The organism is Streptomyces sp. 549 (genome assembly GCF_030124175.1).
Lineage (GTDB): Bacteria > Actinomycetota > Actinomycetes > Streptomycetales > Streptomycetaceae > Streptomyces.
Window position 1 is genome coordinate 1 of the sequence record NZ_JASKMT010000028.1, and the last position, 25,353, is coordinate 25,353.

At 73.3% G+C, this 25,353-nt stretch carries 17 protein-coding genes, 1 tRNA gene and 3 pseudogenes; 7 read left to right on the forward strand and 14 right to left on the reverse strand.

What is annotated here, in order from left to right; genetic code table 11:
- From QNO07_RS23300 to QNO07_RS23310, 3 genes are all read right to left on the reverse strand, one after another.
- Nucleotides 1-956: ABC transporter permease (locus QNO07_RS23300; RefSeq protein WP_283994272.1), on the reverse strand; the 956-nt coding region annotated here is incomplete at its 3' end.
- Nucleotides 957-970: 14 nt separating this feature from the next.
- Nucleotides 971-1,786 (reverse strand): molybdate ABC transporter substrate-binding protein, encoded by an 816-nt coding sequence (gene modA / locus QNO07_RS23305; RefSeq protein ID WP_283994273.1) that lies wholly within the window; start codon nt 1,784-1,786, stop codon nt 971-973.
- A gap of 22 nt (nt 1,787-1,808) precedes the next feature.
- On the reverse strand, nt 1,809-2,216 hold the full coding sequence (locus QNO07_RS23310; RefSeq protein ID WP_283994276.1) for a TOBE domain-containing protein: 408 nt from the start codon (nt 2,214-2,216) through the stop codon (nt 1,809-1,811).
- A 223-nt stretch (nt 2,217-2,439) separates the two neighbouring features.
- Here QNO07_RS23310 and QNO07_RS23315 point away from each other — a divergent pair.
- Together QNO07_RS23315 and QNO07_RS23320 are read left to right on the forward strand one after the other, a co-directional pair.
- Nucleotides 2,440-2,673 (forward strand): annotated as a pseudogene (locus tag QNO07_RS23315) (alpha/beta fold hydrolase); the annotation flags it as partial.
- A gap of 254 nt (nt 2,674-2,927) precedes the next feature.
- The gene (locus QNO07_RS23320; RefSeq protein ID WP_283994277.1) at nt 2,928-3,923 is read left to right on the forward strand and encodes a PASTA domain-containing protein; all 996 of its coding nucleotides are present in this window, start codon (nt 2,928-2,930) and stop codon (nt 3,921-3,923) included.
- Nucleotides 3,924-4,124: 201 nt separating this feature from the next.
- Here QNO07_RS23320 and QNO07_RS23325 read toward each other — a convergent pair whose 3' ends face one another.
- Nucleotides 4,125-6,476: an ATP-binding cassette domain-containing protein gene (locus QNO07_RS23325; RefSeq protein WP_283994278.1), complete on the reverse strand. Its 2,352-nt coding sequence runs from the start codon at nt 6,474-6,476 to the stop codon at nt 4,125-4,127.
- 73 nt (nt 6,477-6,549) lie between these two features.
- Between QNO07_RS23325 and QNO07_RS23330 the strand changes: the two genes are divergently transcribed.
- On the forward strand, nt 6,550-7,404 hold the full coding sequence (locus QNO07_RS23330; protein WP_283994279.1) for a TetR/AcrR family transcriptional regulator: 855 nt from the start codon (nt 6,550-6,552) through the stop codon (nt 7,402-7,404).
- 38 nt (nt 7,405-7,442) lie between these two features.
- Here the strand turns inward: QNO07_RS23330 and QNO07_RS23335 are convergent, their stop codons facing one another.
- From QNO07_RS23335 to QNO07_RS23345, 3 genes and pseudogenes are all read right to left on the reverse strand, one after another.
- On the reverse strand, nt 7,443-8,510 hold the full coding sequence (locus tag QNO07_RS23335; protein WP_283994280.1) for an alcohol dehydrogenase catalytic domain-containing protein: 1,068 nt from the start codon (nt 8,508-8,510) through the stop codon (nt 7,443-7,445).
- Nucleotides 8,511-8,636: 126 nt separating this feature from the next.
- Complete coding sequence (locus QNO07_RS23340; RefSeq protein ID WP_283994336.1) at nt 8,637-9,023, reverse strand: DUF3140 domain-containing protein; 387 nt, start codon at nt 9,021-9,023, stop codon at nt 8,637-8,639.
- Nucleotides 9,024-9,129: 106 nt separating this feature from the next.
- A pseudogene (locus QNO07_RS23345) lies at nt 9,130-9,333 on the reverse strand (hypervirulence associated TUDOR domain-containing protein); the annotation flags it as partial.
- Between the two features lie 194 nt (nt 9,334-9,527).
- Between QNO07_RS23345 and QNO07_RS23350 the strand changes: the two are divergent.
- On the forward strand, nt 9,528-10,343 hold the full coding sequence (locus QNO07_RS23350) for an SAM-dependent methyltransferase (protein ID WP_283994281.1): 816 nt from the start codon (nt 9,528-9,530) through the stop codon (nt 10,341-10,343).
- A gap of 96 nt (nt 10,344-10,439) precedes the next feature.
- Here QNO07_RS23350 and QNO07_RS23355 read toward each other — a convergent pair.
- Both QNO07_RS23355 and QNO07_RS23360 read right to left on the reverse strand, forming a co-directional pair.
- Nucleotides 10,440-10,765, reverse strand: a pseudogene (locus QNO07_RS23355) (PDDEXK family nuclease); the annotation flags it as partial.
- A 544-nt stretch (nt 10,766-11,309) separates the two neighbouring features.
- Nucleotides 11,310-11,383: transfer RNA gene (locus QNO07_RS23360), tRNA-Thr, on the reverse strand.
- Between the two features lie 306 nt (nt 11,384-11,689).
- On the opposite strand from QNO07_RS23360, the gene QNO07_RS23365 reads away from it, so the two are divergent.
- Nucleotides 11,690-13,186, forward strand: a complete 1,497-nt coding sequence (locus tag QNO07_RS23365; RefSeq protein WP_283994282.1) for an MFS transporter — start codon at nt 11,690-11,692, stop codon at nt 13,184-13,186.
- A gap of 81 nt (nt 13,187-13,267) precedes the next feature.
- Here the strand turns inward: QNO07_RS23365 and QNO07_RS23370 are convergent, their stop codons facing one another.
- Complete coding sequence (locus QNO07_RS23370; protein ID WP_283994283.1) at nt 13,268-14,869, reverse strand: alpha/beta hydrolase; 1,602 nt, start codon at nt 14,867-14,869, stop codon at nt 13,268-13,270.
- A 69-nt stretch (nt 14,870-14,938) separates the two neighbouring features.
- Nucleotides 14,939-16,141, reverse strand: a complete 1,203-nt coding sequence (locus QNO07_RS23375) for a DNA polymerase III subunit delta' (protein ID WP_283994284.1) — start codon at nt 16,139-16,141, stop codon at nt 14,939-14,941.
- Nucleotides 16,142-16,679: 538 nt separating this feature from the next.
- Here QNO07_RS23375 and uppS point away from each other — a divergent pair.
- The gene (gene uppS, locus QNO07_RS23380; protein WP_283994285.1) at nt 16,680-18,311 is read left to right on the forward strand and encodes a polyprenyl diphosphate synthase; all 1,632 of its coding nucleotides are present in this window, start codon (nt 16,680-16,682) and stop codon (nt 18,309-18,311) included.
- Nucleotides 18,312-18,356: 45 nt separating this feature from the next.
- On the opposite strand, the gene QNO07_RS23385 is transcribed toward uppS, so the two are convergent.
- Nucleotides 18,357-18,998, reverse strand: coding sequence for a hypothetical protein (locus QNO07_RS23385; protein ID WP_283994286.1), 642 nt, complete (start codon nt 18,996-18,998; stop codon nt 18,357-18,359).
- A 372-nt stretch (nt 18,999-19,370) separates the two neighbouring features.
- On the opposite strand from QNO07_RS23385, the gene QNO07_RS23390 reads away from it, so the two are divergent.
- Complete coding sequence (locus QNO07_RS23390) at nt 19,371-20,660, forward strand: hypothetical protein (RefSeq protein ID WP_283994287.1); 1,290 nt, start codon at nt 19,371-19,373, stop codon at nt 20,658-20,660.
- Between the two features lie 58 nt (nt 20,661-20,718).
- Here the strand turns inward: QNO07_RS23390 and QNO07_RS23395 are convergent, their stop codons facing one another.
- Complete coding sequence (locus QNO07_RS23395; protein WP_502961916.1) at nt 20,719-21,597, reverse strand: L,D-transpeptidase; 879 nt, start codon at nt 21,595-21,597, stop codon at nt 20,719-20,721.
- Between the two features lie 200 nt (nt 21,598-21,797).
- On the reverse strand, nt 21,798-25,247 hold the full coding sequence (gene tmk, locus QNO07_RS23400) for a dTMP kinase (RefSeq protein ID WP_283994288.1): 3,450 nt from the start codon (nt 25,245-25,247) through the stop codon (nt 21,798-21,800).
- Between the last annotated feature and the right edge of the window lie 106 nt (nt 25,248-25,353).

A 25,353-nucleotide genomic window follows, 5' to 3' on the forward strand; every position in this document is an offset into this window, starting at 1 on the left:
GGGGGGGGGGGGGGGGGGGGGGGGGGGGGGGGGGGGGGGGGGGGGGGGGGGGGGGGGGGGCGGTCCCTGGTGCCGGCGGTCCACCGGCCGCGCAGGGCGATCAGCACGGCCATGGCGACGGCCAGCAGCAGCAGGGAGACGGACGTGGCGGCGGCCGGCCGCTCCTGGAGCAGCAGGTAGACCTGGAGCGGCAGGGTCTGGGTGGCCCCCGGCAGGTTGCCGGCGAAGGTGATCGTCGCACCGAACTCGCCCAAGGCCCTGGCCCAGGTCAGGGCTGCACCGGCGGCCAGCGCCGGTGCGACCATCGGCAGCGTCACCGTGCGGAACACGCGTACCGGTGACGCGCCCAGCGAGGCGGCGGTCTGCTCGTAGCGCAGATGGAGCCCGGCCAGCGCTCCCTCCAGGCTGATCACCAGGAACGGCATGGACACGAACGTCGCCGCGAGCACCGCGCCCGAGGTGTGGAACGGCAGGGTGATGCCGAAGGTGTTCTCCAGCCACGGCCCGAGCAGGCCGCGCCGCCCGAAGGCCAGCAGCAGGGCGACCCCGCCCACGGTGGGCGGCAGCACCATCGGCAGCAGGACCAGGGAGCGGACCACGGCCTTGCCGGGGAAGTCGACCCGGGCCAGCAGCCAGGCCAGCGGCACACCGAGCAGCACCGACAGGCCCAGAGCCCAGAACGACACCACCGCCGACAGCCGCAGCGCCTCCAGCGCCGCCGGATCGGTCAGGTGCGCGCCGAGATCACTCCAGGCGGTCCGTACCAGCACGCCCACCAGCGGAAGCAGCAGCAGTGCCACGGCAAGCAGGGCGGGCAACACGAGCGCCAGCGGGGCGCGGGCGCCGGAGGCACGGCTGCGGCTGCGGACGGGGTTGCGGAAGGGGGCACGGACGCGGCTGCGGACGGGGTTGCGGAAGGGGGCACGGACGCGGCTGCGGAGGGGGTTGCGGTTCATCGTGGTCACCGGTCTCAGGGCTGCTGGAAGCCGGCGTCCCGCAGGAGGCGCTGGGCCTTCGGGCCGCTGAGCCAGTCCACGAAGGCGGTGGCCGCCTCCTGGTCGCGGGCACCCCCGAGCACGGCGGCCGGGTAGGAGACGAGGGCGTTCTGCGCGTCGGGGACGGCGACCGCGTCGACCGTGCCCGACCCGGCCGCGTCGGTCTCGTAGACCAACCCGGCGTCGGCCTCACCCAGTTCCACCTTGCTCAGCACCGCCCGCACACTCGGCTCCAGCGACACCGGCTCCACCTTCGTGCCGGCGGCGGCCAGGATCTTCCTGCCGTACCGGCCGACCGGCACCTCCTCCGCCGCGAGCACGACCTTCAGCTGCGGGTCGCCGAGATCCGCAAGCCCGGAGACGCCCAGCGGGTTGCCCTCGGCGGTGGCGATGACCAGCCGGTTGCCGGCGATGACCGTCGGCGGTCCGGTCTCCCCGGCGAGGCCCCGCATCGTCTCGGTGTCCGCCGTGACCAGCACGTCGGCGGGTGCGCCCTGCCGGACCTGCGCGGCCAGCTCCTGCGAACCGGCGAACGAGAACGAGACCGACGTGCCGGGGTTCTCCTTCTCGTAGGCGGCACCGGCGGTGCGGAACACCTCTGTCAGCGACGAGGCCGCGAGCACCCGCAACGTCCCGTCCGGGGAGCCGCCTGCGGCTCCGTCCCGTGAGCCGCCGCAGGCCGCGAGCGGAAGCAGCAGCAACCCGGCCAGGACGGCCCGGGTGATGACGGCGGCCCGGGACCCGGATCGGGATCGGGATCGGGATCGGGATCGGGATCGGGATCGGAGCATGGTGTCGGGGTCTCCTCGGTGCTCAGGACCGGCGGTCGACGTGCACGTTGGTGGACTTCACCCGGGCGGTGGCCGGCATGCCCACCTCCAGGCCCAGTTCCTCGACCGCCTCCCTGGTCAGCAGCGACACCAGGCGGTGCGGCCCGGACTGGATCTCCACCTGCGCGGCGACATCACCGAGCTTCACGGCGGTCACGATGCCGGGGAAGGCGTTGCGGGCCGAGGTGCGGGCGGTACCGTCCGCGTCCTCCTGGTCCATGCCGCCCTGCCCGACCTCGACGCAGAACGCGGCCAGGTCGCGGCCGTCGATGAGCCGGCGCCCGGAGCCGTCCAGGTGCGTCGCCACCCGTCCGGCGTCGGCCCAGCGGCGCACGGTGTCGCTGCTGACCCCGAGAAGCCGGGCCGCCTGACCGATGCTGTAGGTGTGCATGTACCGGAACCTAGGCCTGATCTGGCCGCATCTGCAAGTCTTCTCAGCCGAATCCGTCGCATCTGCGGTTCCACCTGGAGCATGCTCCAGGCCGCACGGTCTGCGCGGCGGGAGCCGAGCAGGCGCAAGCGGACGGCAACGCCCTGGGGAGGGCGATGAGTTCGACGCCCGGGAACCCGTCAGTACCCGTGTCGGCAGCACCCGCACCCACCGGAGGACCACCATGCGAGCGAACCGCCAGGACAGAGACGCCACCGCGACACCTGACGAATCGACGGTCACCTCCGGTGACGGCACCCGGATCGCCTTCGAGCGGGCCGGGGAAGGGCCCGTCGTCATCCTGGTCTCCTCCGCACTGGCCGACCGGAGCGACACCGCCCGGCTGGCCGGACTGCTGGCCGATCACTTCACCGTCGTCCAGTACGACCGCCGCGGCCGGGGAGCCAGCGGGGACGCCGCAGACGGGGTCACCCGAGTGCTGCCCGACGCCACCACCCGCACGCTCGACGGCCTGCACCACGGCGCGGCGGTGACGTCCCCGGGCCGACTCGCGCCCAGCCTGATCGACTTCCTCCGCCCCTGACGCTCCCTGTGGCCGGGCCGGTGACGGCATGCGCACAAATCCCTTGTTCCGCACACATCTCATCACACCGATGAGTACGCTGCGGCGCCTGGCTGTCACACACGGCAGCCATGGATCAGGAGCAGCGCATGCAGCAGTCCAGTCGTACCCCGTCGACCGCCCACCACCCCATACCCCCGCGCACGCCCCCGCGCCGGAGTGCCGTCGCGAGCGCGGCGCGCGTCCTGGGCGCGGTGGCGCTCGGTGTGGCGCTCGCCGCCTGCGGCGGAGCGCCCGCCGAGCCGGAGCCGTCCACCAGCGCGGCCGGTGCCGCGTCGCCAGAGCCACCGAAGACGCCGAACTACGTCGCGCAGAGCCTGCCCGACGCCGAGCGCGCCGCCGAGAAGGCGGGTTACCGCACCACCCGCCACAACGCCTCCGGCAGTGAGCAGGCCGACTCCTGGCTCGTCGGGGACTGGAAGGTGTGCTTCCAGAAGGAGAAGGCGCCCGCGTCCGGCAGCGGCAAGCCACTGCTGCGGTTCGGCGCCGCACCCACCGCGGACCCGTGCCCGAGCACGGCCCCGGCGACGCTCGCCTGGGCGGAGTTCCCGGACGTCGTCGGTGCCACCCACGCCCGGGCCACCGCCAGGATCAACGCTCTGGGCGTCCGGGACATCACCACGCGCGGCGCCTACACCAACGCGGAGCCGCCCGCCCGGCCCGACAGCTGGAAGGTCTGCTTCCAGGAGCCGGAAGCGGGTACCGAGGCGCCGTTCGCCGACGACCTGGCCGTGCTGCTGCACCTCGTCGCGCCGGGCACCGCGTGCCCTGACAAGACCGGCACCCGGTTGCCGCCGCCGCCCAAGCCCACCCCACCGCCCGCACCGGCGACCACCGCCCCGGCCCCCGACCCGGGACCACCGGCCACCGAGACCGGCGGCAGCAGCGGCGGAACCAGCGGTGGGACGACGGGCGGCACGACAGGCGGTGACTCCGGCGGCGGGACGTCCTCCGGCGGCCAGACGGGTGTGCACCCCGGCTCGTTCTGCTCCCCGCCCGGCGCCCTGGGCAGCACCGTGAAGGGCACGCCCATGCGCTGCACCACCACCGCCACCGACGACCGCTACCGCTGGCGGGCCGCCTGACCCACCGCCGCGCGTCCGCACACCGGCAGCCGCGCACCGGCAGCCGCGCACCGGCAGCCGCACACCGGCCGGCAACCGCGTGCCCGGGGCCGCGTCGCCCCGGGCACGCGGCAGCGAGCACACGACGGCGGGTCGACGACGGCGGATCGACGGCCGAGCCGGCGCGCATCCGCGGCCGGTCCCGGCGGCCCGCCCGCGGGCTCAGCCCGCGGTTCGGCCCGTGGCCACGTACTCCCGCAGGTGCCGGGCGGTGAGCGAGTCCCCGTGCGCGACCAGGTCGGCGGGGGTGCCGGTGAAGACGACCCGGCCGCCGTCCTGCCCCGCCCCCGGGCCCAGGTCGATGATCCAGTCGGCGTGGGCCATGACCGCCTGGTGGTGCTCGACGACCACCACCGTGTTGCCGTCGTCCAGCAACCGGTCCAGCAGCGCGAGCAGTTGGTCGACGTCCGCCAGGTGCAGGCCGGTCGTCGGCTCGTCGAGCACGTAGGTGGCCGCCTTCTCCGCCATGTGGATCGCCAGTTTCAGCCGCTGGCGTTCACCACCGGACAGCGTGGTGAGCGGCTGCCCGAGCCGCAGGTAGGACAGACCCACGTCGACGAGTCGGCCGAGCACCGCCCGCGCGGCGCCCGCGGTGACGAACTCGTGCGCCTCGGCGACCGACATAGCGAGGACCTCGCTGATGTCCTTGCCGCGCAGCTTGTGCCGCAGCACCTCCGGCATGTACCGCTTGCCCTCGCACCGCTCGCAGACCGTCGCGACGCCCGCCATCATGGCCAGGTCCGTGTACACCAGCCCGATGCCCTTGCAGTGCGGGCAGGCGCCGGAGGAGTTGGCGCTGAACAGGCCGGGTTTGACGCCGTTGGCCTTGGCGAAGGCCGCCCGGAGGGAGTCCAGGAGCCCGGTGTACGTCGCCGGGTTGCTGCGGCGGGAACCGCGGATCGCCGACTGGTCGACGGTCACCACGCCCGGCAGGCCCGGCAGCGCGCCGTGGATCAGCGAGCTCTTGCCCGACCCGGCCACGCCGGTCACCGCGGTCAGCACGCCGAGCGGGATGTCCACGTCGACGTCCCGCAGGTTGTGCCGGGTCGCGCCCCGGATCGGCAGCACCCCGCGCGGCGGGCGGACCTGCTCGCGCAGCCGGGCCCGGTGGCCCAGGTGCCGCCCGGTCAGCGTGCCCGACGCGCGCAGCCCCGGCACGTCACCCGCGTAGGTGACCCGGCCGCCGGCCGCCCCGGCCCCCGGGCCGAGGTCGACCACGTGATCGGCGATCGCCACGACCTCCGGCTTGTGCTCCACGACCAGCACGGTGTTGCCCTTGTCGCGCAGCCGCAGCAGCAGGTCGTTCATGCGGCGGATGTCGTGCGGGTGCAGTCCGACGGTCGGCTCGTCGAAGACGTACGTCACGTCGGTCAGGCTGGACCCCAGGTGGCGGACCATCTTGACGCGCTGCGCCTCGCCGCCGGAGAGCGTGCCGCTCTCCCGGTCCAGGGAGAGGTAGCCCAGACCGATCTGCACCAGGGAGTCCAGGGTGTGCCGCAGCGAGTCCACGACCGGCGCCACCGAGGCGTCGTCCAGCCCGCGGACGAACTCGGCCAGGTCGCTGATCTGCATGGCCGAGCACTCGGCGATGTTCCGGCCGCCGATCCGGGCGGACAGGGCCGCCGCGTTGAGGCGGCGGCCGTCGCAGGACGGGCAGGTCGTGAACTTCACCGCCCGGTCGACGAAGGCCCGGATGTGCGGCTGCATCGCCTCCCGGTCCTTGGACAGCAGCACCCGCTGGACCTTCACCACCAGGCCCTCGTAGCTGATCTTGCTGCCGTTGACGTCGACCTTGGTCGCGGGCCTGTGCAGCAGGTCCTCCCACTGCTGCGAGGTGTAGTCCTTGAGCTTGAGGTCGGGGTCGACGAAGCCGGACTGCGCGATGCCCTGCCAGTACCACGAACCCACCGCGAACCCCGGCACGGTGATCGCGCCCTCGTTCAACGACAGCTCGACGTCGACCAGTTCGTCCGGGTCGATCGCCGACACCCGGCCCAGCCCCTCGCATTCGGGGCACATGCCCTCCGGGCTGTTGAAGCTGAAGGCGGTGGCGGGGCCGACGTGCGGGACGCCGACGCGGCTGAAGACGATGCGCAGCAGGGTGTGGGTGTCGGTCGCGGTACCGACCGTGGAGCGGGAGTTGACCCCCATCCGCTCCTGGTCGACGACGATGGCCGCGCTGAGGTTGCGCAGCGCGTCCACGTCCGGCCGGCCCAGGGCCGGCATGAACGACTGGACGAACGCCGTGTACGTCTCGTTGATCAGGCGCTGCGACTCGGCCGCGATCGTGCCGAAGACCAGCGAGGACTTGCCCGAGCCGGAGACCCCGGTGAACACCGTCAGCCGCCGCTTGGGGATGGAGAGGGATATGTCGGCGAGGTTGTTCTCCCGGGCCCCCCTGACCTCGATCCAGTCGTGGCTGTCGGCCTCGGCCCGGCTCACGACCGGGTCACCGGGCCGTGCCGGCGTCGCGGCGGACGGCTCGCGCCGGTCGGTAGCGGATTCGGAACCCATCACAACCCCCTGATATCCTTACAGTGTAAAGAGTCACTGCGCAGGTTACTTTATACCGTAAGGAGATGCCACGATGGTCGTGTTCGCCGGGCAGGGCGACGCCCGCCGCTCGATGGCCCTGCTCTGGCGCGAGCAGGACACCCGCCCCCAGCGCACCGGCCCGGGGCCGAAACCGGCGCTCAGCGTGGACACGATCGTCGACACCGCCATCGCCCACGCGGACGCCCACGGCATGGCCGCCCTGTCCATGCGCGCGGTGGGCAACCGCCTCGGCCGCACCGCCATGGCCCTGTACACGTACGTGCCGAGCAAGAGCGAGCTGCTCGACCTGATGCACGACCGCGCACTGGCCGAACTACCGACCCGCTACGACATGTCCGGTGGCTGGCGCCCGGCTCTGGAGACCTGGGCGGGCGACCTGCTCGCGTTCTACCTGCGCCACCCGTGGATGCTCCAGGTCTCCCAGGCCCGCCCGGTCCTCGGGCCGCACGAGTTCGTCTTCATGGAGACGCTGCTGGGGGTGCTGCACGCCACCGGCCTCCCGCCCCGCAGGCAGCGCGGCATCGTCGGCGCCCTGGTGCACTTCGTCCGCGGTGCCGCGCAGACCATCGCCGACTCCCGCGAGGCCACCGCGGCCACCGGCATGTCCGACGACGAGTGGTGGTACGCCCGCTCGGCGATGCTGGAGGAGGTCGCACCCGACTTCGCCGAGCGCTTCCCCATCCTCACCCGCCTGGAGAGCCAGCACGCCTTCGACCCGGCCGACGAGGACGCGCCCTACCTCGAACATGAGGCCCGCGACGCCTTCGCCACCGGCCTCACCGTGCTCCTCGACGGCATCACCACCGCCGTCACCGCCTTCGCCGCCGTCAGGCGTGCCGGCGGCGGTGCGGACGGGCAGAGCCCTGCGGCGGACGTCCGCGGCTGACGGACACCCGACCGTCAGCCCGTCACCGGGCGGCCCGCTCAGGTGGGCAGGACGACGGTGTCGTGCGGGGTGCCGCCGAGAACGACCTTCAGCGCGCCGGTGTCCGCGGCCCGCCCGAAGACGTCATAGGCCTGCTCCATCAGCTCCAGCGGGAACCGGTGCGTCACCATCGACGAGGCCGTCAGCCGGCCGGACGCCATCAGGTTCAGCAGCAGCGGCGTGGAGTGGGTGTCGACCAGGCCCGTGGTCACCGTGACGTCCCTGATCCACAGCTCCTCCAGGTGCAGCATGGCCGGCTTGCCGTGCACGCCGATGTTGGCGACGTGCCCGCACGGGCGCACCATCCTGGTGCAGCTCTCGAACGCGGCCGCGGTACCCACCGCCTCGACCACCACGTCGGCCCCGAGCCCGTCGGTCAGGTCCGCCACCAGGGACTCCGGGTCGTCCGCCGCGTTCACCACCGTGTCCGCGCCGAGCGCCACGGCGGCGTCCAGCCGCGCGTGCGCCAGGTCCACCGCGACGATCCGGCCGGGAGTGAACAGCTGCGCGGTGCGGATCACCGCGAGCCCGATCGGGCCGGCCCCGACCACCACCACGGTGTCGCCCGGCCGGACCCCTCCGGCCAGCACGCCCACCTCGTAGGCGGTGGGCAGGATGTCGGACAGCAGGATCGCCTCCTCGTCCGGCACCCCGCTGGGCAGCGGATGCAGCGAGAGGTCGGCGAACGGCACCCGGACGAACTCCGCCTGTGTGCCGTCGATCAGGTGCCCCAGCACCCAGCCCGCGCCACCGCGGCACTGGCCGTAGCGGCTCTCCCGGCAGAACCGGCAGCGCCCGCAGGCGGAGATGCACGACACCAGCACCCGGTCGCCGGGCCGCACCGAGCGCACGTCACTGCCGACCTCGACCACCTCGCCGACGGCCTCGTGCCCGAGCACGGTGCCCGCCGGCACCTCGGGCACGTCACCGTTCCTGATGTGCAGGTCGGTCCCGCAGATCGTCGTCGTGTCGACCCGCACCACCGCGTCGGCGGGGTCCTTGACACCCGGATCGGGCACCTCCTCCCAGGATGTGTGACCGGGGCTGTGGAAAACGAGCGCTCTCATGTCGGCGCCCCCTCTTTCGTCACGTGGGTGGACGGAACTCTCCTCACTCCACCCTCACCCCGCACGGGCCCGGCCGCACGGCGTCCGGACGGCCCCCGCCCCGGGACGTCCGGCCCCGCCCGCCCGTCACCTCTTGAGCGGGTCGTGCCCCCAGTTCATGAGCGAGTGCCGCCAGCGGCTGTCCGCCACGTCCCCCGACGGCTGCTGCGCCAGGTGGCGGCGGACGTAGCCGACGACCTTGCGCATGTGTGCGTGGTCGTCCGCCGTCAGGTCCGCCTTCTTCCGCCGCAGGAGTTCCACGATGCGCCGCCCGGAGGCGTGCCCGGTGGACTCCCCGCCGTCCCGGTGCTGCCCGGCCGCCTGGGACTCCTCGGTGCCCAGCCACTTCTCCAGCTCCGCGGGGGCCATGTTCACGACCTCGTGGAAGTCGCGGCGGGCCTCCTCCCGGCCCTGCTCGTCCTCGCCCGCGCCGGAGCCCTTGCCCTTGCCCGCGCCCGTGCCGGAGGAGGCCATGTCAGTCGCCCTTCCGGCCGGACTTCCCGCCGCGCCCGGAGCCCCCGCCACCGTTGGAGCCGCCCTTGGAGCCGCTCCCTTCGGAGCCGCCGCCGCCCGGCTGGTGCAGCGCCTCGGCCCTGTGCACGGCCGAGCGCCCCGACTTCTCGCTGCGCACCTGGTACTGCGGTTCCTCCGGCGAGGCGTCCACGGTGCGTCCCACCGCCTCGGTCCGCTCGGTGATCTTCTTCTCGACCTTCCCGACAGCCTCACTGCCGTGGCTCCTCCACGCGACCCGGTCGCCCTTGCCCGGTTTCTTCTCCTTGGCCACGATGACCACCTCCAGCCACCCATGCTCAGCCGGGCCGACCCGCCCCGCACGCCGACCGCCGCCGACCCGGGCACGCCCGGAACCCGAGCCGGCCGCCGGGCCGCCACCCGTCCAAGCCGTTGCCCTGTCAACAACTTGGAGCCCGGCGGTAGGTTGGGACCACCATCCGGCCCATCACCGCGGGAGTCATCACCATGGCGAACGAACCGTCCACCGCCGACAACGGGCCGATGCCGAACATCGACAGCACGGTTCCGCACTCCGCCCGCATCTGGAACTACTGGTTGGGCGGCAAGGACAACTACGAGGTGGACCGGATCGCCGGCGACCAGTTCCGTGCCGCGTTCCCCGGCATCCCCGCCAACGCCCGCGCCTTCCGGTACTTCCTGTCCCGGGCCATCACCTACCTGGCGGCCGAGGCGGGCGTGCGCCAGTTCCTCGACATCGGCACCGGACTGCCTACCGCCGACAACACGCACGAGACCGCGCAGCGCGTCGCCCCCGAGAGCCGCATCGTCTACGTCGACAACGACCCGCTGGTCCTCACGCACGCCCGCGCACTGCTCACCAGCGCGCCGGAAGGCGCCACCGACTACCTCAACGCCGACCTGCACGACCGGGACGCCATCTTCGCGGCAGCCGCGAAGACCCTCGACTTCAGCCGTCCCGTCGCGCTCATCCTCAGCGGCATCCTCGGCCACGTCGCCGACCTCGACGAGGCCCGCGCGATCGTGCGCGGCCTGATGGACCAACTGCCCTCCGGCAGCTACCTCCTGGTGTGCGACGGCAGCGACACCAACGAGGTCCTCAACGAGGCCCAGCGCATGCACAACGCCAACGGGCAGGTCCAGTACCACCTCCGCAGCCCGCAGCAGATCGCGAGCTACTTCGAGGAGCTGGAACTCGTCGAGCCCGGCGTCGTCTCCTGCCCGCTGTGGCGCCCCGCGACCACCCCCTTCGGCGAGCCCGCCGAGGTCGACGCCTACGGCGGCGTCGGTCGCAAGTCGTAGCCCCACACCCGGCAGCCCCCGGCCGCCGTCCCGTCCCGTGGCAGGGCGGCGGCCGGGCAGGCGCCCCGGTGCCTCCGGGGGCTTCGGGGCGGTCTGGCGACGAGGCGAGGACCCGATCGTGTCCGCGCGGTACACCACGACATCCGGACGCAGATTCGTGAGCGGGACGTCCTGAAGACGGACATCGAAGTCGGTGTCGGCGTTCCAGTCAGGCCCGCAGCCGCCTCCAGCGCATTCGCCAGGAACCGAGCGAGCCGGTTATGGCGCTTGGACGCACCGGGACCGGGACCGGGACCGGGACCCACAACGACCATCCCATACACGATCTCGATCCCCGCACACTGCTGGGCGGACCAGGAATCGTACTGTCCCGCAGAGATCTGCTCGTGCATCCACGCAGGAGCCGCCATCTCGGCAGTCATGACGCACCTCCCGGACACCGTGTGGACGGGCCCGACCCCGCTCGGCTCGGCGTACTGTCCCGCCTCGCCCAGCACGTCGGACGCCAGAACAGCCGACATGCGGCGGACCCCTGCCGTCCAGCAGGAGAAGGCAGAGAGCGGTGAGATCGACTACCGGAGGGACGGCACACACCGGCGAATCAAGGCACGATCGCTGATCGAGTACCAGCGCCAGGACGACCAGAAGCGGCGGGCGGCCGCAGACGAACTCACGGCGCTGAATCAGGAGATGGGGCTGATCCGATCCCGTGGCGTTCATCGTCGTCTACGGCGCCCGCGTTCTGTCCCCGAGCACACTGCGCGACCTGCTGATCCGGATGGCCCGTACCGCTCGTCCAAGGCGAAGTGGACTGGTCGGATCATGGACGGCTGTTCCGGAACCTCCAGGCCGACAGACCTGAGTCCGATCCCGCAGAAGCACCTCCGGAATCCTCGGGATGCTTCAGCGTCTTCCCAAGAAGCAAAAGCCCCAGGTCACGGCGAGTGAGTCCTGGGGCTTTCACAGAGCCGCCTTCGGGATTCGAACCCGAGACCTACGCATTACGAGTGCGTTGCTCTGGCCAACTGAGCTAAGGCGGCAGGCCGTGGGGGCCGACGTGGCGGTCACGGCGCGGCCAAGTCTACACAGTTCCGCGGGGTGCTCCGAACAGGTTGTTGCCGCTGGTTGATCTTGGAGTTGCGGGGCTCCGAGTTGCGGCGGAAGGGCCCTCCGGGAAGATACTTGCGGGGATAATGCCCCATTTACCCCTGCGGTCGTTGCTGGTCAGCAGACGGGCGTGTGCTTCGAAGGGACGGTGAGCCGTGGGCGGTGCCGATCGGCCTGGCGGTGCCGCCCGGGAGGGGCACTCGGCGCGGGGGAAGGGGCCGGGGCCCGCTGAGACCGGCGTGGGGCGGCGGCGGTGGGCGGTGCTGGCGGTGCTGTGCGCGAGCCTGCTGCTGGTGGCGATGGACGCGACGATCCTCAACGTCGCGCTGCCCTCCCTCATCGACGAGCTGCGGCCGGACGCGCGGGCGCAGCTGTGGATCATCGACGTGTACGGGCTGGTGCTCGGCGGCCTGCTGATCGCCTCGGGCGCGCTGAGCGACCGGTGGGGGCGGAAGCTGCTGTTCCTGAGCGGCTTCGTGCTGTTCGGGGTGGCGTCCGTGGTGGCCGCCACCGCGGACACTCCCGCGCAGCTGATCGGCGGGCGGGTGCTGCTCGGGGTGGGCGGCGCCATGGTGATGCCGTCGACGCTGTCGCTCATCCGCCACGTCTTCACCGACCCGAGGGAGCGGGCCACGGCCATCGGGGTGTGGGCTGCGGTCGCGGGCGCCGGGGCGTCGGTGGGTCCGCTGATCGGCGGGTTCCTGGTGGAGCGCTACAGCTGGTCGGCGGCGTTCTGGGTGAACGTTCCGGTGGTGGTGGTCACCGTCGTGGCCGGGCTGTGGCTGCTGCCGGAGTCGCGCGATCCGCGGCCGGGTCGGCTGGACTGGCCGGGTGTCGCGATGTCGATCACCGGTGTCGTCTCGCTGGCCTGGGGCATCAAGCGGGTCGCCAAGGGCAGTCTCGCGCCGGACGACCTGGCCGTGCTCGCGCTGGGCCTGCTGCTGCTGGGGACGTTCGCCCGGCGGCAGCTGCATCTGGAGTACCCGCTGCTGGACGTGCGGCTGTTCCGCAACCGGGTGTTCAGCGCCGCCGCGCTGTGCATCTTCATGGCCATGCTGGCGATCGGTGCCGCGCTGTACCTGGTGTCGCTGTGGTTGCAGTACGTCCACGGGTACAGCCCGTTCGAGGCGGGTCTGCGCACGGTCCCGGCGGCGCTCGCCGGGCTGGCGGGCGCGCTGCTCGCGCCCCGGCTGATGTCCCGGGTCGACGTGCGGCTGCTGCTGGTGACGGGACTGGGGACGATGGCGGCCGGGTTCGCGCTGCTGACCGTCACCCCCACCCCGACGCCGTACCTGGCCATCGCCGTGATGCTGGCGGCGGTCGGCTTCGGTGACGGGCTGGCGATCACGTCGGCCACCTCGGTGCTGGTGTCCGCCGTGCCGCCGAACCGGGCCGGGCAGGCGGGTGCGGTGTCGGAGTCTTCGTACGAGATGGGGGTGGGCTTCGGGGTGGCGCTGCTGGGCACGGTGCACGGCGCGCTGTTCACCAGCCGCATGACGGGGCTACCGCTCGCGGGCGCCGAACTGCGGGAGGCACGCGGCTCGATCGGTGGGGCGGAGCACGTCGGGCAGCGCATCGGCGGCGAGCGGGGGACGGCCGTCCTGGAGGCCGCGCGGGACGCGTTCGACAGCGCGCTCGTCACCACCGCCTGGGCGTCGGTCGGCATCGTGCTGGCGGTCATGGCGGTGACGGCCATGCTGGTGCCGACCGGCTTCCGGGCGACCCCGGCCCACTGACCGTGCCGCCTCGGGGCCGGGCCTGGCCGCGAGGCGGCCCCGAGGAGGTCTGGAGGCGGCCGGGGAGGGCCGGGTAGGCGGTCAGGAGGAAGAGCAGCGCTTGCCGTCCTCGGGGGCCTTGCCCTCCAGCAGGTAGTCGTTCACGGCGTCGCTGATGCACGGGCCGCCTCGCAGGTACGCGGTGTGGCCGTCGCCCTCGTAGGTGAGCAGGGAGGCGGAGTCGAGCTGCTCGGCGAGCCCTTCGGACCACACGTAGGGGGTGGCGGGGTCGCGGGTGGTGCCGACGACGAGGATCGGGTCGGCGCCCTTGGCCTCGATGCGGTTGGCCTCACCGGACGGTTCGACCTTCCAAGCGGCGCAGTTGAGCGCGGCCCAGGCGAAACCGCGGCCGAAGACCGGGGACGCCTTCTCGAACGAGGGCACCGCCTCGCGCACCTCCTCCGGCGTGGAGAACGCGGGGGCCTGGTCGGCGCAGTTGACCGCGGCGTTGGCGTACATGATGTTGTCGTAGGAACCGTCGGCGTCCCGCTCGAAGTAGTCGTCGGACAGGGCGAGCAGACCCGCGCCCTCACCCCTGTTGGCCTCGGCGAGCGCGGTGCGCAGAGTGGCCCAGGCGCTCTCGTCGTACATGGCCCGGATGACGCCGGTGGTGGCGAGGGACTCGCCGAGCTTGCGCTCCTCCCCCGTCTCCAGCGGCTCCCGGTCGACCTTCTCGAAGAACGCGCTGAGCTGCTTTCCGGCGTCGGCGGCGCTCTTGGTGCCGAGCGGGCAGTCGGACCGTTCGACGCAGTCCTCGGCGAACGCGGTGAACGCGGTCTCGAAGCCGGCGGTCTGGTCGCGGTTGAGCTGCTCGGCGGACAGCGACGGGTCCATGGCGCCGTCCAGGACGAGGCGTCCCGCGCGGGACGGGAAGAGGCCCGCGTAAGTGGCGCCGAGGAAGGTGCCGTAGGAGAAACCGACGTAGCTGAGCTTGTCGTCGCCGAGGACCTCGCGCAGTACGTCCATGTCGCGGGCCGCGTCGACCGTGGAGACGTGGTTCAGCAGGTCACCGGCCTGCTTCTCACATCCGGCGGCGAACCGGTCGTTGGCGGTACGGAGTTCGTCGACCTCCTGCTTGCTGTCGGGGGTGATGTCCACCTGGGTGTGGCGGTCCATCTCCTCGTCGCTGAGGCATTCGACCGGTTCGCTGCGGCCGACGCCGCGCGGGTCGAGGCCGACGATGTCGTAGCGGGCGCGGACCTTCTCGGGGAAGCCGATACCGGCCGCCATCTGCACGAAGTCGACGGCCGAGCTGCCCGGGCCGCCCGGGTTGACCATCAGCGAGCCGAGCCGGTCGCCGTTGCCGTCGGCGCGTTTGCGTACGACGGCGAGGGAGAGGTCCGAGGCGCTGTCCGGGTCCTCGTAGTCCAGCGGCGCTTTCATGGTGCTGCACTCGAAGCCCTGCACGCCGCAGTCGCGCCAACTCAACTTCTGCGTGTAGTAGGGCTTCAGCTCGTCGGGGACGGCGGCGGGCAGCGGCTCCAGCAGCTTGTCCGTGCCGGCCTCGCGCTCGGCGGAGGTCGGCGGGTCCTTGCTCTCGGGCCCGTCCGGCGAGGACGAGTCACCGGAGGTGCAGCCCGCGACGAGCAGCACGGCCGCCCCCAGGAACACGCCGGATGTGCGGAGCAACCGCCTGGTTTCCATCGTTGAGCCCTCGCTGCCTGGTCGGTGCGCTTCCCCGGAGCGTATAACGGTCAGCCGAGCCGAAAGCGGTCAGCCCGCGCGGAGCGCCATCGTCATGGCCTCCACGGCGAGCAGCGGCGACACGTTGCGGTCGAGTGCCTGACGGCACGCCAGGATGGCCTCCATACGCCGCAGTGTCTGCTCGGGACGGCTCTGGTCGGCGATGCGCGCGACGGCTGACGGGTCGCCGCTGCTGCCGAGTCCGCTGCCGAGTTGGCGGGCCAGGACGTCGCGGTAGAAGGCGGTCAGGTCGGTGAGGGCGAGGTCGAGCGAGTCGCGCTGGGTGCGGGTGGCGCGGCGCTTCTGCCGGTCCTCGAGGTCCTTCATCACCCCGGCGGTGCCGCGGGGCATGCGCTTGCCCTCGGTGCCGCCCATCGCGGCCCGCATCTCCTCCGTCTCCTTGCTGTCGAGCTCCTCGGCGACCTGCTTGGCGTCGGCGGTGGCGGCGTCGATGAGTTCCTGCGCGCCCTTGAGGCAGCCGCCGACGTTGTCGACGCGCAGGGGCAGTTGCAGCACGGCGGCGCGGCGGACCCGGGCGCGTTCGTCGGTGGCCAGGCGGCGGGCGCGGCCGATGTGGCCCTGGGTGGCGCGGGCGCAGTCGGCGGCCAGGTCGGGCGCGATGCCGTCGCGGCGCACCAGCAGGTCGGCGACGGCCGCCACCGGCGGGGTGCGCAGCGCCAGGTGCCGGCAGCGGGAGCGGATCGTGGGCAGGACGTCCTCGCTGGAGGGGGCGCACAGCAGCCACACCGTGCGCGGGGCCGGCTCCTCGATGGCTTTGAGCAGCACGTTGCCGGCGCCCTCGGTGAGGCGGTCGGCGTCCTCCAGGACGATGACCTGCCAGCGGCCCGAGGCCGGCGACATCTGGGCGCGGCGGACCTGGTCGCGGGTCTCCTTCACGCCGATGCTGAGCAGGTCGGTGCGGATGATCTCCACGTCGGCGTGCGAGCCGGTCAGCGCGGTGTGGCAGCCGTCGCAGAATCCGCAGCCGGGGGCGCCGCCGAGGGCCCGGTCGGGGCTGACGCACTGGAGAGCGGCGGCGAAGGCGCGCGCGGTGCTGGAGCGTCCGGAGCCCGGAGGGCCGGTGAACAGCCAGGCGTGGGTCATGGCGGAGCCGCTGGTCTGCGGCGGGCGGCCCTCCGAGGCAGCGGTGACATAGGCGTCGGCGTCCCGCGCGGCAGCCGTGAGCTGCGCGACTGCCCGGTCCTGGCCGACCAGGTCGTCCCACACCGCCATGGCTTCACCCCTCCGCTTGCTGCCGCCGCCGGCCACCGGGCCGCGGCGGTGGCGCCGATCACGTCCCGTTCCGTGCACGTTCCATCCCGTGCACGTTCCATTGTGGGTGATGGCGCCGACAGCCCTCACCGCCTGTGGACAAGTGCCGGAACAGCCTGTGGATGAGCGGACCGGCCCTGCTCGTGACGACGCAGCGCGATGGGCGAACTCGCACGCTTGCCGGCAGACGGCACTAAGGCTGCCTGTAGTGGCTCTGCGTGATGGGACAAGAGCAGAACCCGATGAGTTCCGACCTCCGACGCCGGCGGGTCGGCTGAGGGTTGCGCCAGTTGGTGGATGCGCCTCGTCGGAGCAGGTGACGGGAACCGGCGATCGTGCGGCCCGCCGGCGCTCTGCTGCCCCGGTACCGGCCGGTCAGCGTGTCGTTAGTGAGGGGAGGGTCTCCCGCCCAGGTCGGTGAGGAGATGTGGTTGCCGGGCGCGCCGTATGGGGTGCGGCGTGCGGTCGACGGCGTGGTCGAAGGGGAGGTCTGTGCCTGATGAGTGATGAGACTCTGTCTGGTTCGTCCGAGTTGCGCGAGTCCTACGAGCTGTGCGAGGCGGTGACCAGGCAGTCTCATGCGCCGCTGTGGCGGGCGGGTGAACTGCTGCCTGCTCCGGTGCGCCCGCACATGCATGCTGTCAACGGCTTCGCTCTGTGGACTGACGCCATCGCCGACAGGGGCGGAACCGCGGCGGAGCGTGGGCGACGGCTTGCCCGGTGGTACTCCGCCGTCCGCGAGGGGCTGGAGTCGGGGGGCAGCGGGCATCCGGTGCTGCGGGCGTTCGTGGACACGGTGTGGCGGTGGGATCTTGACCGTGCGGTGATCGAGGAGCATCTGGGCGTCCTGGAGACCGATTGCGTCAGTCCCCCTGTCTTCGAGACGTTCCAGGACCAGCGGCGATATCTGAGGGGGGTGGCGGGTGCGCACTTCGAGCTGTGGTCCCCACTGGTGGGTCTGAGGGATCCGGAGGTGCTGGCGCTGACCTCCTTGCTGGGCGAGGCGGGCCAGGTGGTGGACCAGTTCGAGGACATGCCGGAGGACCTCGCTGCTGGCCGGTGCTACCTGCCGCGCGCCGATCTGCGGGCGCTGGGACTGGAGGTGAGTGATCTTGTACGCGGTGAACGTCCCGGGGCGCTGGCGGAACTGGTGCGTATGCAACTCGGCCGCTGGAAGGTCCTGCTGGAGCAGGCGGCGCCGGTGACGGGAATGGTAGAGCGCGAGTATCAGCCGTTTCTGCACGTGCTGGTGCTGGGGGCCCATCTGCAGTTCGACGAGATCGTCCTCCGCCAGGAGCGGGTCTTCACTCAAGGTCTCGAGCCGCTGGTGTCTGCAGACGGGGCCTCCCGCCGCCCCGTATGGGCGCATGCGGGGGTGGACACGGTGCCGGAGCATGTCGCGGTCATCATGGACGGCAACCGCCGATGGGCCTCGGAGCAGGGCCGGCCGGCCTCCTGGGGGCATCAGGCGGGTCAGTGGTCCGCGATGCGTCTGGTCAACGCCGCGCTGCGGCTGGGAGTGCGGCATCTGACCTTCTATGCGTTCTCCACCGAGAACTGGGCCCGTTCTCAGGACGAACTGGACGCGTTGTTCGAGATCACGGGCGACGCGATGGCCCGCGGAGGTGGGGAGTGGCTGCACGACCTGGGGGTGCGGGTGCGCTGGTGCGGGCGGCGTGACCGCATCGACCCGTCACTGGCCTCAGCGCTGACCCTGGTGGAGAGCATGACGTCGAACAACGAGATGCTGACGCTGACCGTCTGCATCGACTACGGCGGGCGCGAAGAACTGGTCGAGGCCGCCCGCGCGCTGGCCGCCGAAGCAGCCACCGGAGCGATCCGGCCCGAGGACATCGGCCCCGCCGACCTGGACCGGAACATGTACGCACCCGGCCTCCCGGACGTCGATCTGCTGATCCGCACCTCCGGTGAGCAGCGGATCAGCAACTTCCTGCCCTGGCATCTGGCCTATGCCGAGATGGTCTTCGACCCGACTCCCTGGCCCAGGTACGGCCTGGAACAGCTGCGGGAGGCGGTCACCGTCTACGCCGGCCGCCAACGCCGCTTCGGCGGCACTCTTCCCGGCCCCGCCCGGCCGGCAGAGCCCGCCCGTTCGGCAGAACCGGCCTGAGGTCCTCCTGAGCCCGGGCCCGGCCATCCCGGGCCCGGGCTCACCTCACGGCTTCGGCGGGGTGTACGTGCCGGCTGCGGTCACATACCCCAGCACCGTGTCCTCGCTGAACGGGGGCGTGCCGAATGTCGCGGTGTACGCCTTGAGCATCTCGGGGGTGGCGTACAGCGGCACCTCGCTGAGCTGGACTTTCAGGGGCTTGCCCGCCGGAACCTTGTCAGTGGACAGCTTCCCCTTCTCCACACCGCACCGAAGGGCCGAGGCGTGTTCGACAGCGAGGCCGTTGACCTCGCACCTTCCCGAAGCCAGTTCGTCCTTCAGAGCGCCCCCCAGATCGGTGAGCCGAACGTCGCCCTGCGGTGTGCGCACCGAGACTCCCCCGTCGAGAGCACCGTTGCCCCTGGCCTTCGGCAGCTTCGTCAGCGAGGGGTCGCCCTTGCCGGACCGCACGGGGAACCGCACCGCCGGCCCACCGGAGGACTTGACCATCTCGGCAGGGGCGACGGCCTCGACCACCGCTCCCAGCCGGTCCAGCTCCGCCTGGACCGGCTCGGACCACCGGACCTCGACCCAGCCGTCGGAGACCGTGCCGTACTTCTCATCCGCCGCGGACGCCGTCCCGGCGAGCTGCGCCAGCAAGGGCGCGGCCAGGGCGGCACCCAGAACGTTTCGTCGTGTCGCACTCATCGACGCACACCATCCTTCCCCGGGCCGTAGGGCACGACCCGGAAGGAATCCTTCTGGCACTTTGACGCCCGGTCTGCGGAGAGCCCGCAAACCACCCGGAAGGATGCAAGAACACACCGGCCGATGACGCGACACCGTCAATCGCCAAGGGACGCACCTTCACCCAGGACGATCACCGCCCGTGACCAGAGCCTGCCGACAAGGCTGCGCCGTCACGCTGCTGCGCCGTTCGGGGGGCAACGACGGGGTGTCGCCCTGGCAGTCGCCGTGAGTCGTTTTGTCATACCTGATGCTCATCTCATGACAGGACTGCCGCACGGGTGGTGTCTCGGCAGTGCCTGTCCGCCCGGTTCGCCGAGAGAACGGAACGCCATGGCCGGTACCCGCACGCGTCGACTCGCATCGACGGTGACCGCCGCCCTGCTCCTCAGCGGCGGTGTCCCGCTCGCCACCGCCGGCACCGCGCAGGCCGCCTCGGGCACCGCGAGCGCCACCGGCGTCAGCGCCCGGTGGGGCAGTGGCGCCAGCGCCGTGGAGGTCACGGCGGCCGAGGCCGCACACCCCGACGGCACCACCGAGGCCGACGTGCCGTCCGCCGCGCTCGGGGCGGCGGGCAGCGCGGAGGCCGTCCGGGCCCGTGCGACGGGCGACGCCACGCAGGGCACCGTCACGTCGGCGGCTTCCCTGGACTCGCTGGCCCTGGACATCGGTGCCGCCCGCCTGCTCACCGGGGCCGTCGCCGCCTCCTGCACGGCCGTGCCCGGCGAGGCCCCGCACGGCACGGCGACGGTCGCGGACGGCACGTTCACGGTCCGTGGACTGCCGCCGCTCGGGCTGCCCGCCGACCCTGCCCCCGGCACGGTCGTGCTGCTGCCCGGCGGACTCGGCCAGCTGGTCCTCAACGAGCAGGTCCGCGACGCCGACGGGACGCTCACCGTCACCGCGCTGCGGCTCACCCTCTCGGACGCCGCCGAGAACCACCGCGGCAAGCTGACCGCTGCCTCGGTCCGCTGCGCCGCGGGGGCGGCGGAGCCGGCGGAGCTGGTCGCACGGGTGGAGCACGACGCCACCGACGAGCCGGTGGCCGGGGTGGCGCTCGTCGCCACCGCCCTGCCGCCCGCCGGGAGCACCGGGGATACCGGCCCGCCACCCGCCGAGGGCGACAGCGACGCGGACGCCGGTGAGCCCGGGCCCCGCGAGGGCGACAAGGCACACGAGGCCGGGGGTACCGGGCACGGAGGTGGCGGGGACGCCGGGGGCCCGGGCGCTGGCGTGGCCGGGGAGCGGGACCGCGCCCCGCTCCCGGAGTCGGCCGCCGATCCCGCAGATCCCGCAGATCCCGCCGATCCCGCCGAACAGTCCGCCGTCCCCTCCGCGCCGGTCGCCTCAGCCGACGAGGCCACCGAGGCTCCCGGCACGTCAGAGGCGGCGGACACGGAGGGAGCGGCGGACACGCCGGGTGCGCTGCCCGCCGGGGAGTGCGTGACCGGCCCGGACGGCGCCTGCTCGCTGGGCCGGCTCGGCGCCGGACGGTACGAGGTGTGTGTGGCGGCCGTCCCTGACGGTTACGCGCTCCCCGAGCAGCCCTGCCGCCGGCTCACCGTCGCACCGGGCGCCACCGCCACGGCGGGCCCGTTCCGGGTGACCGGCGGCGGCGACTGAGCCGCCGGGCCTGCGCCCCCGCACAGCACGCCGTCGTGCAGACCGTCCCGCGCGCCGCTCATCCCCGCCCGTCGGCGGGGGTGAGCGGCGTTGCGGGTGTCCAGGTCACCTCGATGCCGTCAGCGCCGAAGCCCTCGGCGACCAGCCGGTTGTCCCGCTCCTCGGCCGCCGAGGGAGTGGGTTCTGAGGGGGTGGGCAGGGAACGGGCCGTGCCGGTGCCGGGCTTGACGCCCCAGACGTAGATGCGGCTGCCCACGTCCAGCAGTTTCCACAGCCGTTCGGCGTCCTTGACGTACATGCTGACGCAGCCGCCGGAGCCGGTGGTGAACAGGTCCTCGTAGGTGCCGTGCAGGGCCTGGCCGCCGTTGAAGAACTGCGCGTAGGGCATGGGTGCGTCGGCGTAGATCGTCGAGACGTGGTCCTTGTTGCGCCAGTAGACCTCGTGCCAGCCGGTCCTGGTCTCGTAGCCGCGTTTGCCGGTGCGGACCGGGATCGGGGCGAAGACCACCCTGCGGCCGTTCTGCATCCACAGCAGCTGCCGGTTCAGGTCGACGCATGTGACGGTCCCCCGGTCGACCGGGCACTCACCCTTGGCGTTGGGGTTCTTGCGGGCCTCCTCCACCAGCAGCATGCGGTAGGTGGCCACCGTGGCCCGGCCGTCGGCGGGTTCGACACCCAGTCGGCGCTGGAGGGCCCGGATCGCCTCGCAGTCCTCCGCGGACTGCCGGCCGTCCTGCGGCAGGCCCAGCTTCTCCTCCAGCTCCCACTGGTAGGGCCCCGTCCCGCCAGTGCAGGGCGCGCTGGGTGGCGGCGCGCCCCGCTGGACGGCGGCTGCGGGCGCCGCTCCCGCGCCCAGGGAAGCGGTGACGGCGAGCAGCGCGCTCAGCGCCGAACGCAGCGCGGAACGGGACGAGGGGCCGTGCGTGGTGCGGTGCATGCCTCCGTCGTACGCCCCCCACCACCCGCGCGCGGCCCGGACCGGGCCGCGCGGGCGGTTCCGCAGGGCCGAACGGCGGGTTCTGCCGCCGGGCCTCGTCGACCCGCGCGGCGACCACTCCTCACCGCGCGGCGACTCGGACTCCGCCTCCCCGCTGGTCGTGACAGGGTGCCGGTGACCCGGCCGGGCGCGGCAGCGGTTCAGCGGCGGCGTCGGCCCCGGCGCCCGTCGTGGGGCCCCTCGGGCCCTTCGGGCTCCTCCGGCTCACGCGGGCCGAGCAACTCGTCGGCGAGCGTGGGCAGATCGTCCATCGGCGTCTCCTCGGCCCACTCCGAGCGGCGGCGCGGCCGACCGTCCGGCTCGACCTGCGGCAGTTCGCGCGTACGGTCCTCGCCCTCACCGGCGCCACCGGACTGCGGCGCGGGACGGCCGCGGCCGGGCGCTCGCGGCGGCCGGGGCGGCCGGGGCGGCTGCGCCTGGGGCAGCACCGCCGTCTCCTCCTCCGCGGGGACCTGCGGCAGCACGCTGGTCCGGTCCTCGGAGTCGGACGGCACCTGCGGCAGCACGTTGGTCTCGTCGTCCGGGCCGGCTGCGCGCCCCTTGCCGGCGGGCCGACCGGTCGGCGGTGGCGACGCGGGCCGCGGCGGCACCTTCGGCAGCACGGCGGTACGGTCCTCGTCGGGCTCGCGGCCGGACAGCTGCTCAGCAGCGCCGTCCGCCTTCATCGCCGCCTGCGCCGCCTCCGGGGCCGGTGCCGACTTCGGGTCCGGTGCCGACTTCCGGTCCGGTGCCGACTTCCCGTCCGGTGTTGCGGACGGGCCGGGCTGCACGCGGGGCGTGCCGTCCGGGCGCACCTGCGGGACCTGCAGCGTGTCCTCGTTATCGGGGTTGCCGGTGTTGCCGCGGTCGCCGCCACGGCCGGCCTCGGACCGGCTCTCCGCGCGGCTCTGCTCGGCTTCGCGCCGCTCGGCCTCGCGCTTCTCCGCCGCCCGCTGCTCGGCCTCGCGCTTCTCCGCCGCCCGCTTCTCCGCCTCGCGCTTCTCGGCCTCGCGCTTCTCGGCCGCCGCTGCCTCGGCCGCCCTGGCCTGCTCGGCGCGCAGCAGCGCCTCCTCCGCCTTGCGCTGTTTCTCCAGCCGGCGGGCGGCGGCCTCCGCACGCAGCCGGGCCTCCTCCTCCGCCTGGCGGCGCAGCCGCTCCTGCTCCGCCTCCCGAGCGGCCTCCTCGGCCTCCCGGCGCCTGCGCTCCTCCTCGGCGCGCTGCCGGGCCTCCTCGGCACGGCGGCGGGTCTCCTCGGCGAGGCGGGCCTCCGCCGCCCGGCGGGCGACCTCGGCCTCCTGCTTGCGGCGCTCCTCCTCCTCGGCACGCAACCGGGCGAGCTGCTCCTCTCGCTCCCGCTCCAGGCGCTCGGCCTCGGCCTTGCGGGCGGCTTCCTCGGCCTCGCGGCGCTTGCGCTCCTCCTCGACGCGGCGGCGGGCCTCCTCGCGCTCGCGGATCTCCTGCTCGGACAGCGGCAGCACCTGCTCCAGGCGGTGCCGCACCGCTGAAGTCACGGCCTCGGGCCGCTGCCCGGCGTCGACGACCAGGTAGCGGACCGGGTCGGCGGCGGCGAGGGCCAGGAACCCGGCGCGGACCCGGCGGTGGAACTCCGTCGACTCCGACTCCAGCCGGTCCGGCGCCTCGGTGAACCGCTCGCGGGCCGTCTCCGGCGTCACGTCGAGCAGCACCGTCAGGTGCGGCACGAGGCCGTCGGTGGCCCAGCGCGAGATCCGGGCGACCTCGGTGCCGGACAGTTCCCGTCCGGCGCCCTGGTAGGCGACGGACGAGTCGGTGTAGCGGTCGGTGAGCACCACCGCGCCGCGCTCCAGGGCCGGACGCACCACCGAGTCGACGTGCTCGGCGCGGTCGGCCGCGTAGAGCAGCGCCTCGGCGCGGTCGGACAGGCCCGCGGAGGAGACGTCCAGCAGGATGGACCGCAGCCGCTTGCCCAGCGGTGTGGCGCCGGGCTCACGGGTGACGACGACCTCGTGGCCCTTGTGCCGCAGCCACTCGGCGAGCGTCTCCAGCTGGGTCGACTTGCCCGCGCCGTCACCGCCCTCCAGCGCGATGAAGAAGCCGTTGGCGGCGGGTCCGGTGGCCGGTTCGCCGCCGCGGACCGCGTCCAGCAGGTCGCGGCGCAGCGAGGTGCCGCTGCGGTCGTCGGCACGGGACAGCACCAGGGCGGCCACCGGCAGCAGCAGCGCGCCGACCAGCATCATGGTGAACGCGGCGCCGCCGTGGTCGATGACGAACCTGCCCGCCTCCACCCGGTGCTCGCCGATGAGCGCGGCGACGACGGGGGCGGCGACGGCGGTCACCGCGACGGTCAGGCGGACGACCGCGCTGAGGTGCTCGGTGGTGCGGATGCGCCGCGCGTCCTCGACCTCCTGGTCGATCAGCGTGTGCGCGGTCTGGGCGGCGACACCGGCGATGAGGCCGGTGACGGCGGCGACGACCAGCACGGTGGCGGTGTCGGCCGCAAGGCCGGCCAGCAGCAGGCCCAACCCGGTGACGGCCAGCGCCAGCGCCAGCAGCCGGCGGCGGGACAGCGCCGGCAGCACCTTCGGCGCGGTGCGGACGCCGGCCGCGGTGCCGCCCGTCAGGGTGAGCACCAGCAGGGCGAAGGCGACCGGCCCGCCGCCCAGGTCCATGGCGTGCAGCACGGCGACGGAGGCCGCGGCGACGATGGCCGCGGTTGTCGCGGCGGCGGCGACCAGCAGCAGCGTCAACGCGCCGGTGCGGCCCTTGTCCGGGCCGCTCGCGCCGCGCGGACGGCGCAGGCCCTCCAGCGGGGAGCGCGGGCGGGGCGTGGCGGTGCCGGGCAGGTGCAGGAAGTACAGGACGGAGATGGAGGCGGCGAAGAGGCCGGCCGCGACGTAGGAGCCCAGGGCCGCCTGGTGCTCGGAGAACCACACCAGGCCCGCCCCCAGCAGGTTGCTGACCAAGGTGACCAGCAGCAGGGTGGCGGCGGCGGCCGGGATGGCCAGGAACGCGGTGCGGGCCCACAACCGGCGCAGCGCCTCGCGGTGGTCGGGCAGGGGCCTTACCGCGGCGCCCTCGGGCGGCGGCGCGGGCAGCAGCGCGGGGGCCGCGCTGTCCTTGGCGACCGTCCAGAACCGTTCGGCGACGCCGGTGACGAAGACGGTGACGAGGATCAGCGCGTAGGCGTTGTCCGGCGTCCAGCTGATCCACAGCGGCGCGATGATGAGCAGCACGCTGCGCAGAGCGTCCGCGCCGATCATGGTCCAGCGCCGGTCGAGCGCGTTGCCCGGGGCGACGAGGGAGGAGATCGGCCCCAGCAGGACCGCTCCGAACAGCAGCGTCGCCAGCATCCGGGTGGCGAGGACCGCGGCGACGGCGAACGCCACCCCGCCGTAGCCGCTGCCGAACACCGGCTGACCACCCGTGAGGGCCACCGCGAGGGTGGCCTGGAGGGCCAGCAGGATGAGTACCAGCAGGGCCAGGGCGTCGCCGATGCCGCTGACGCACTGGGCACTCCACAACCGCCGCAGCGGCGCATGGCCGAGCAGCGCCCGCACGGCGCGCTCGCGGGAGTCAGCGGCCAGGGCGTCGGAGGTGGGGGTCACAACCGGTTGCTGCTCTGCACGCGTCATATGGGCCAGCGTATAGGGCAGGGCCGATTCCTTGTGCCGGTGCCCGAACATCTGGACGGGTCCCCGGAGCACCGGGCGAGCGGCCCGCCGCAGCGGTGCCGCCCGC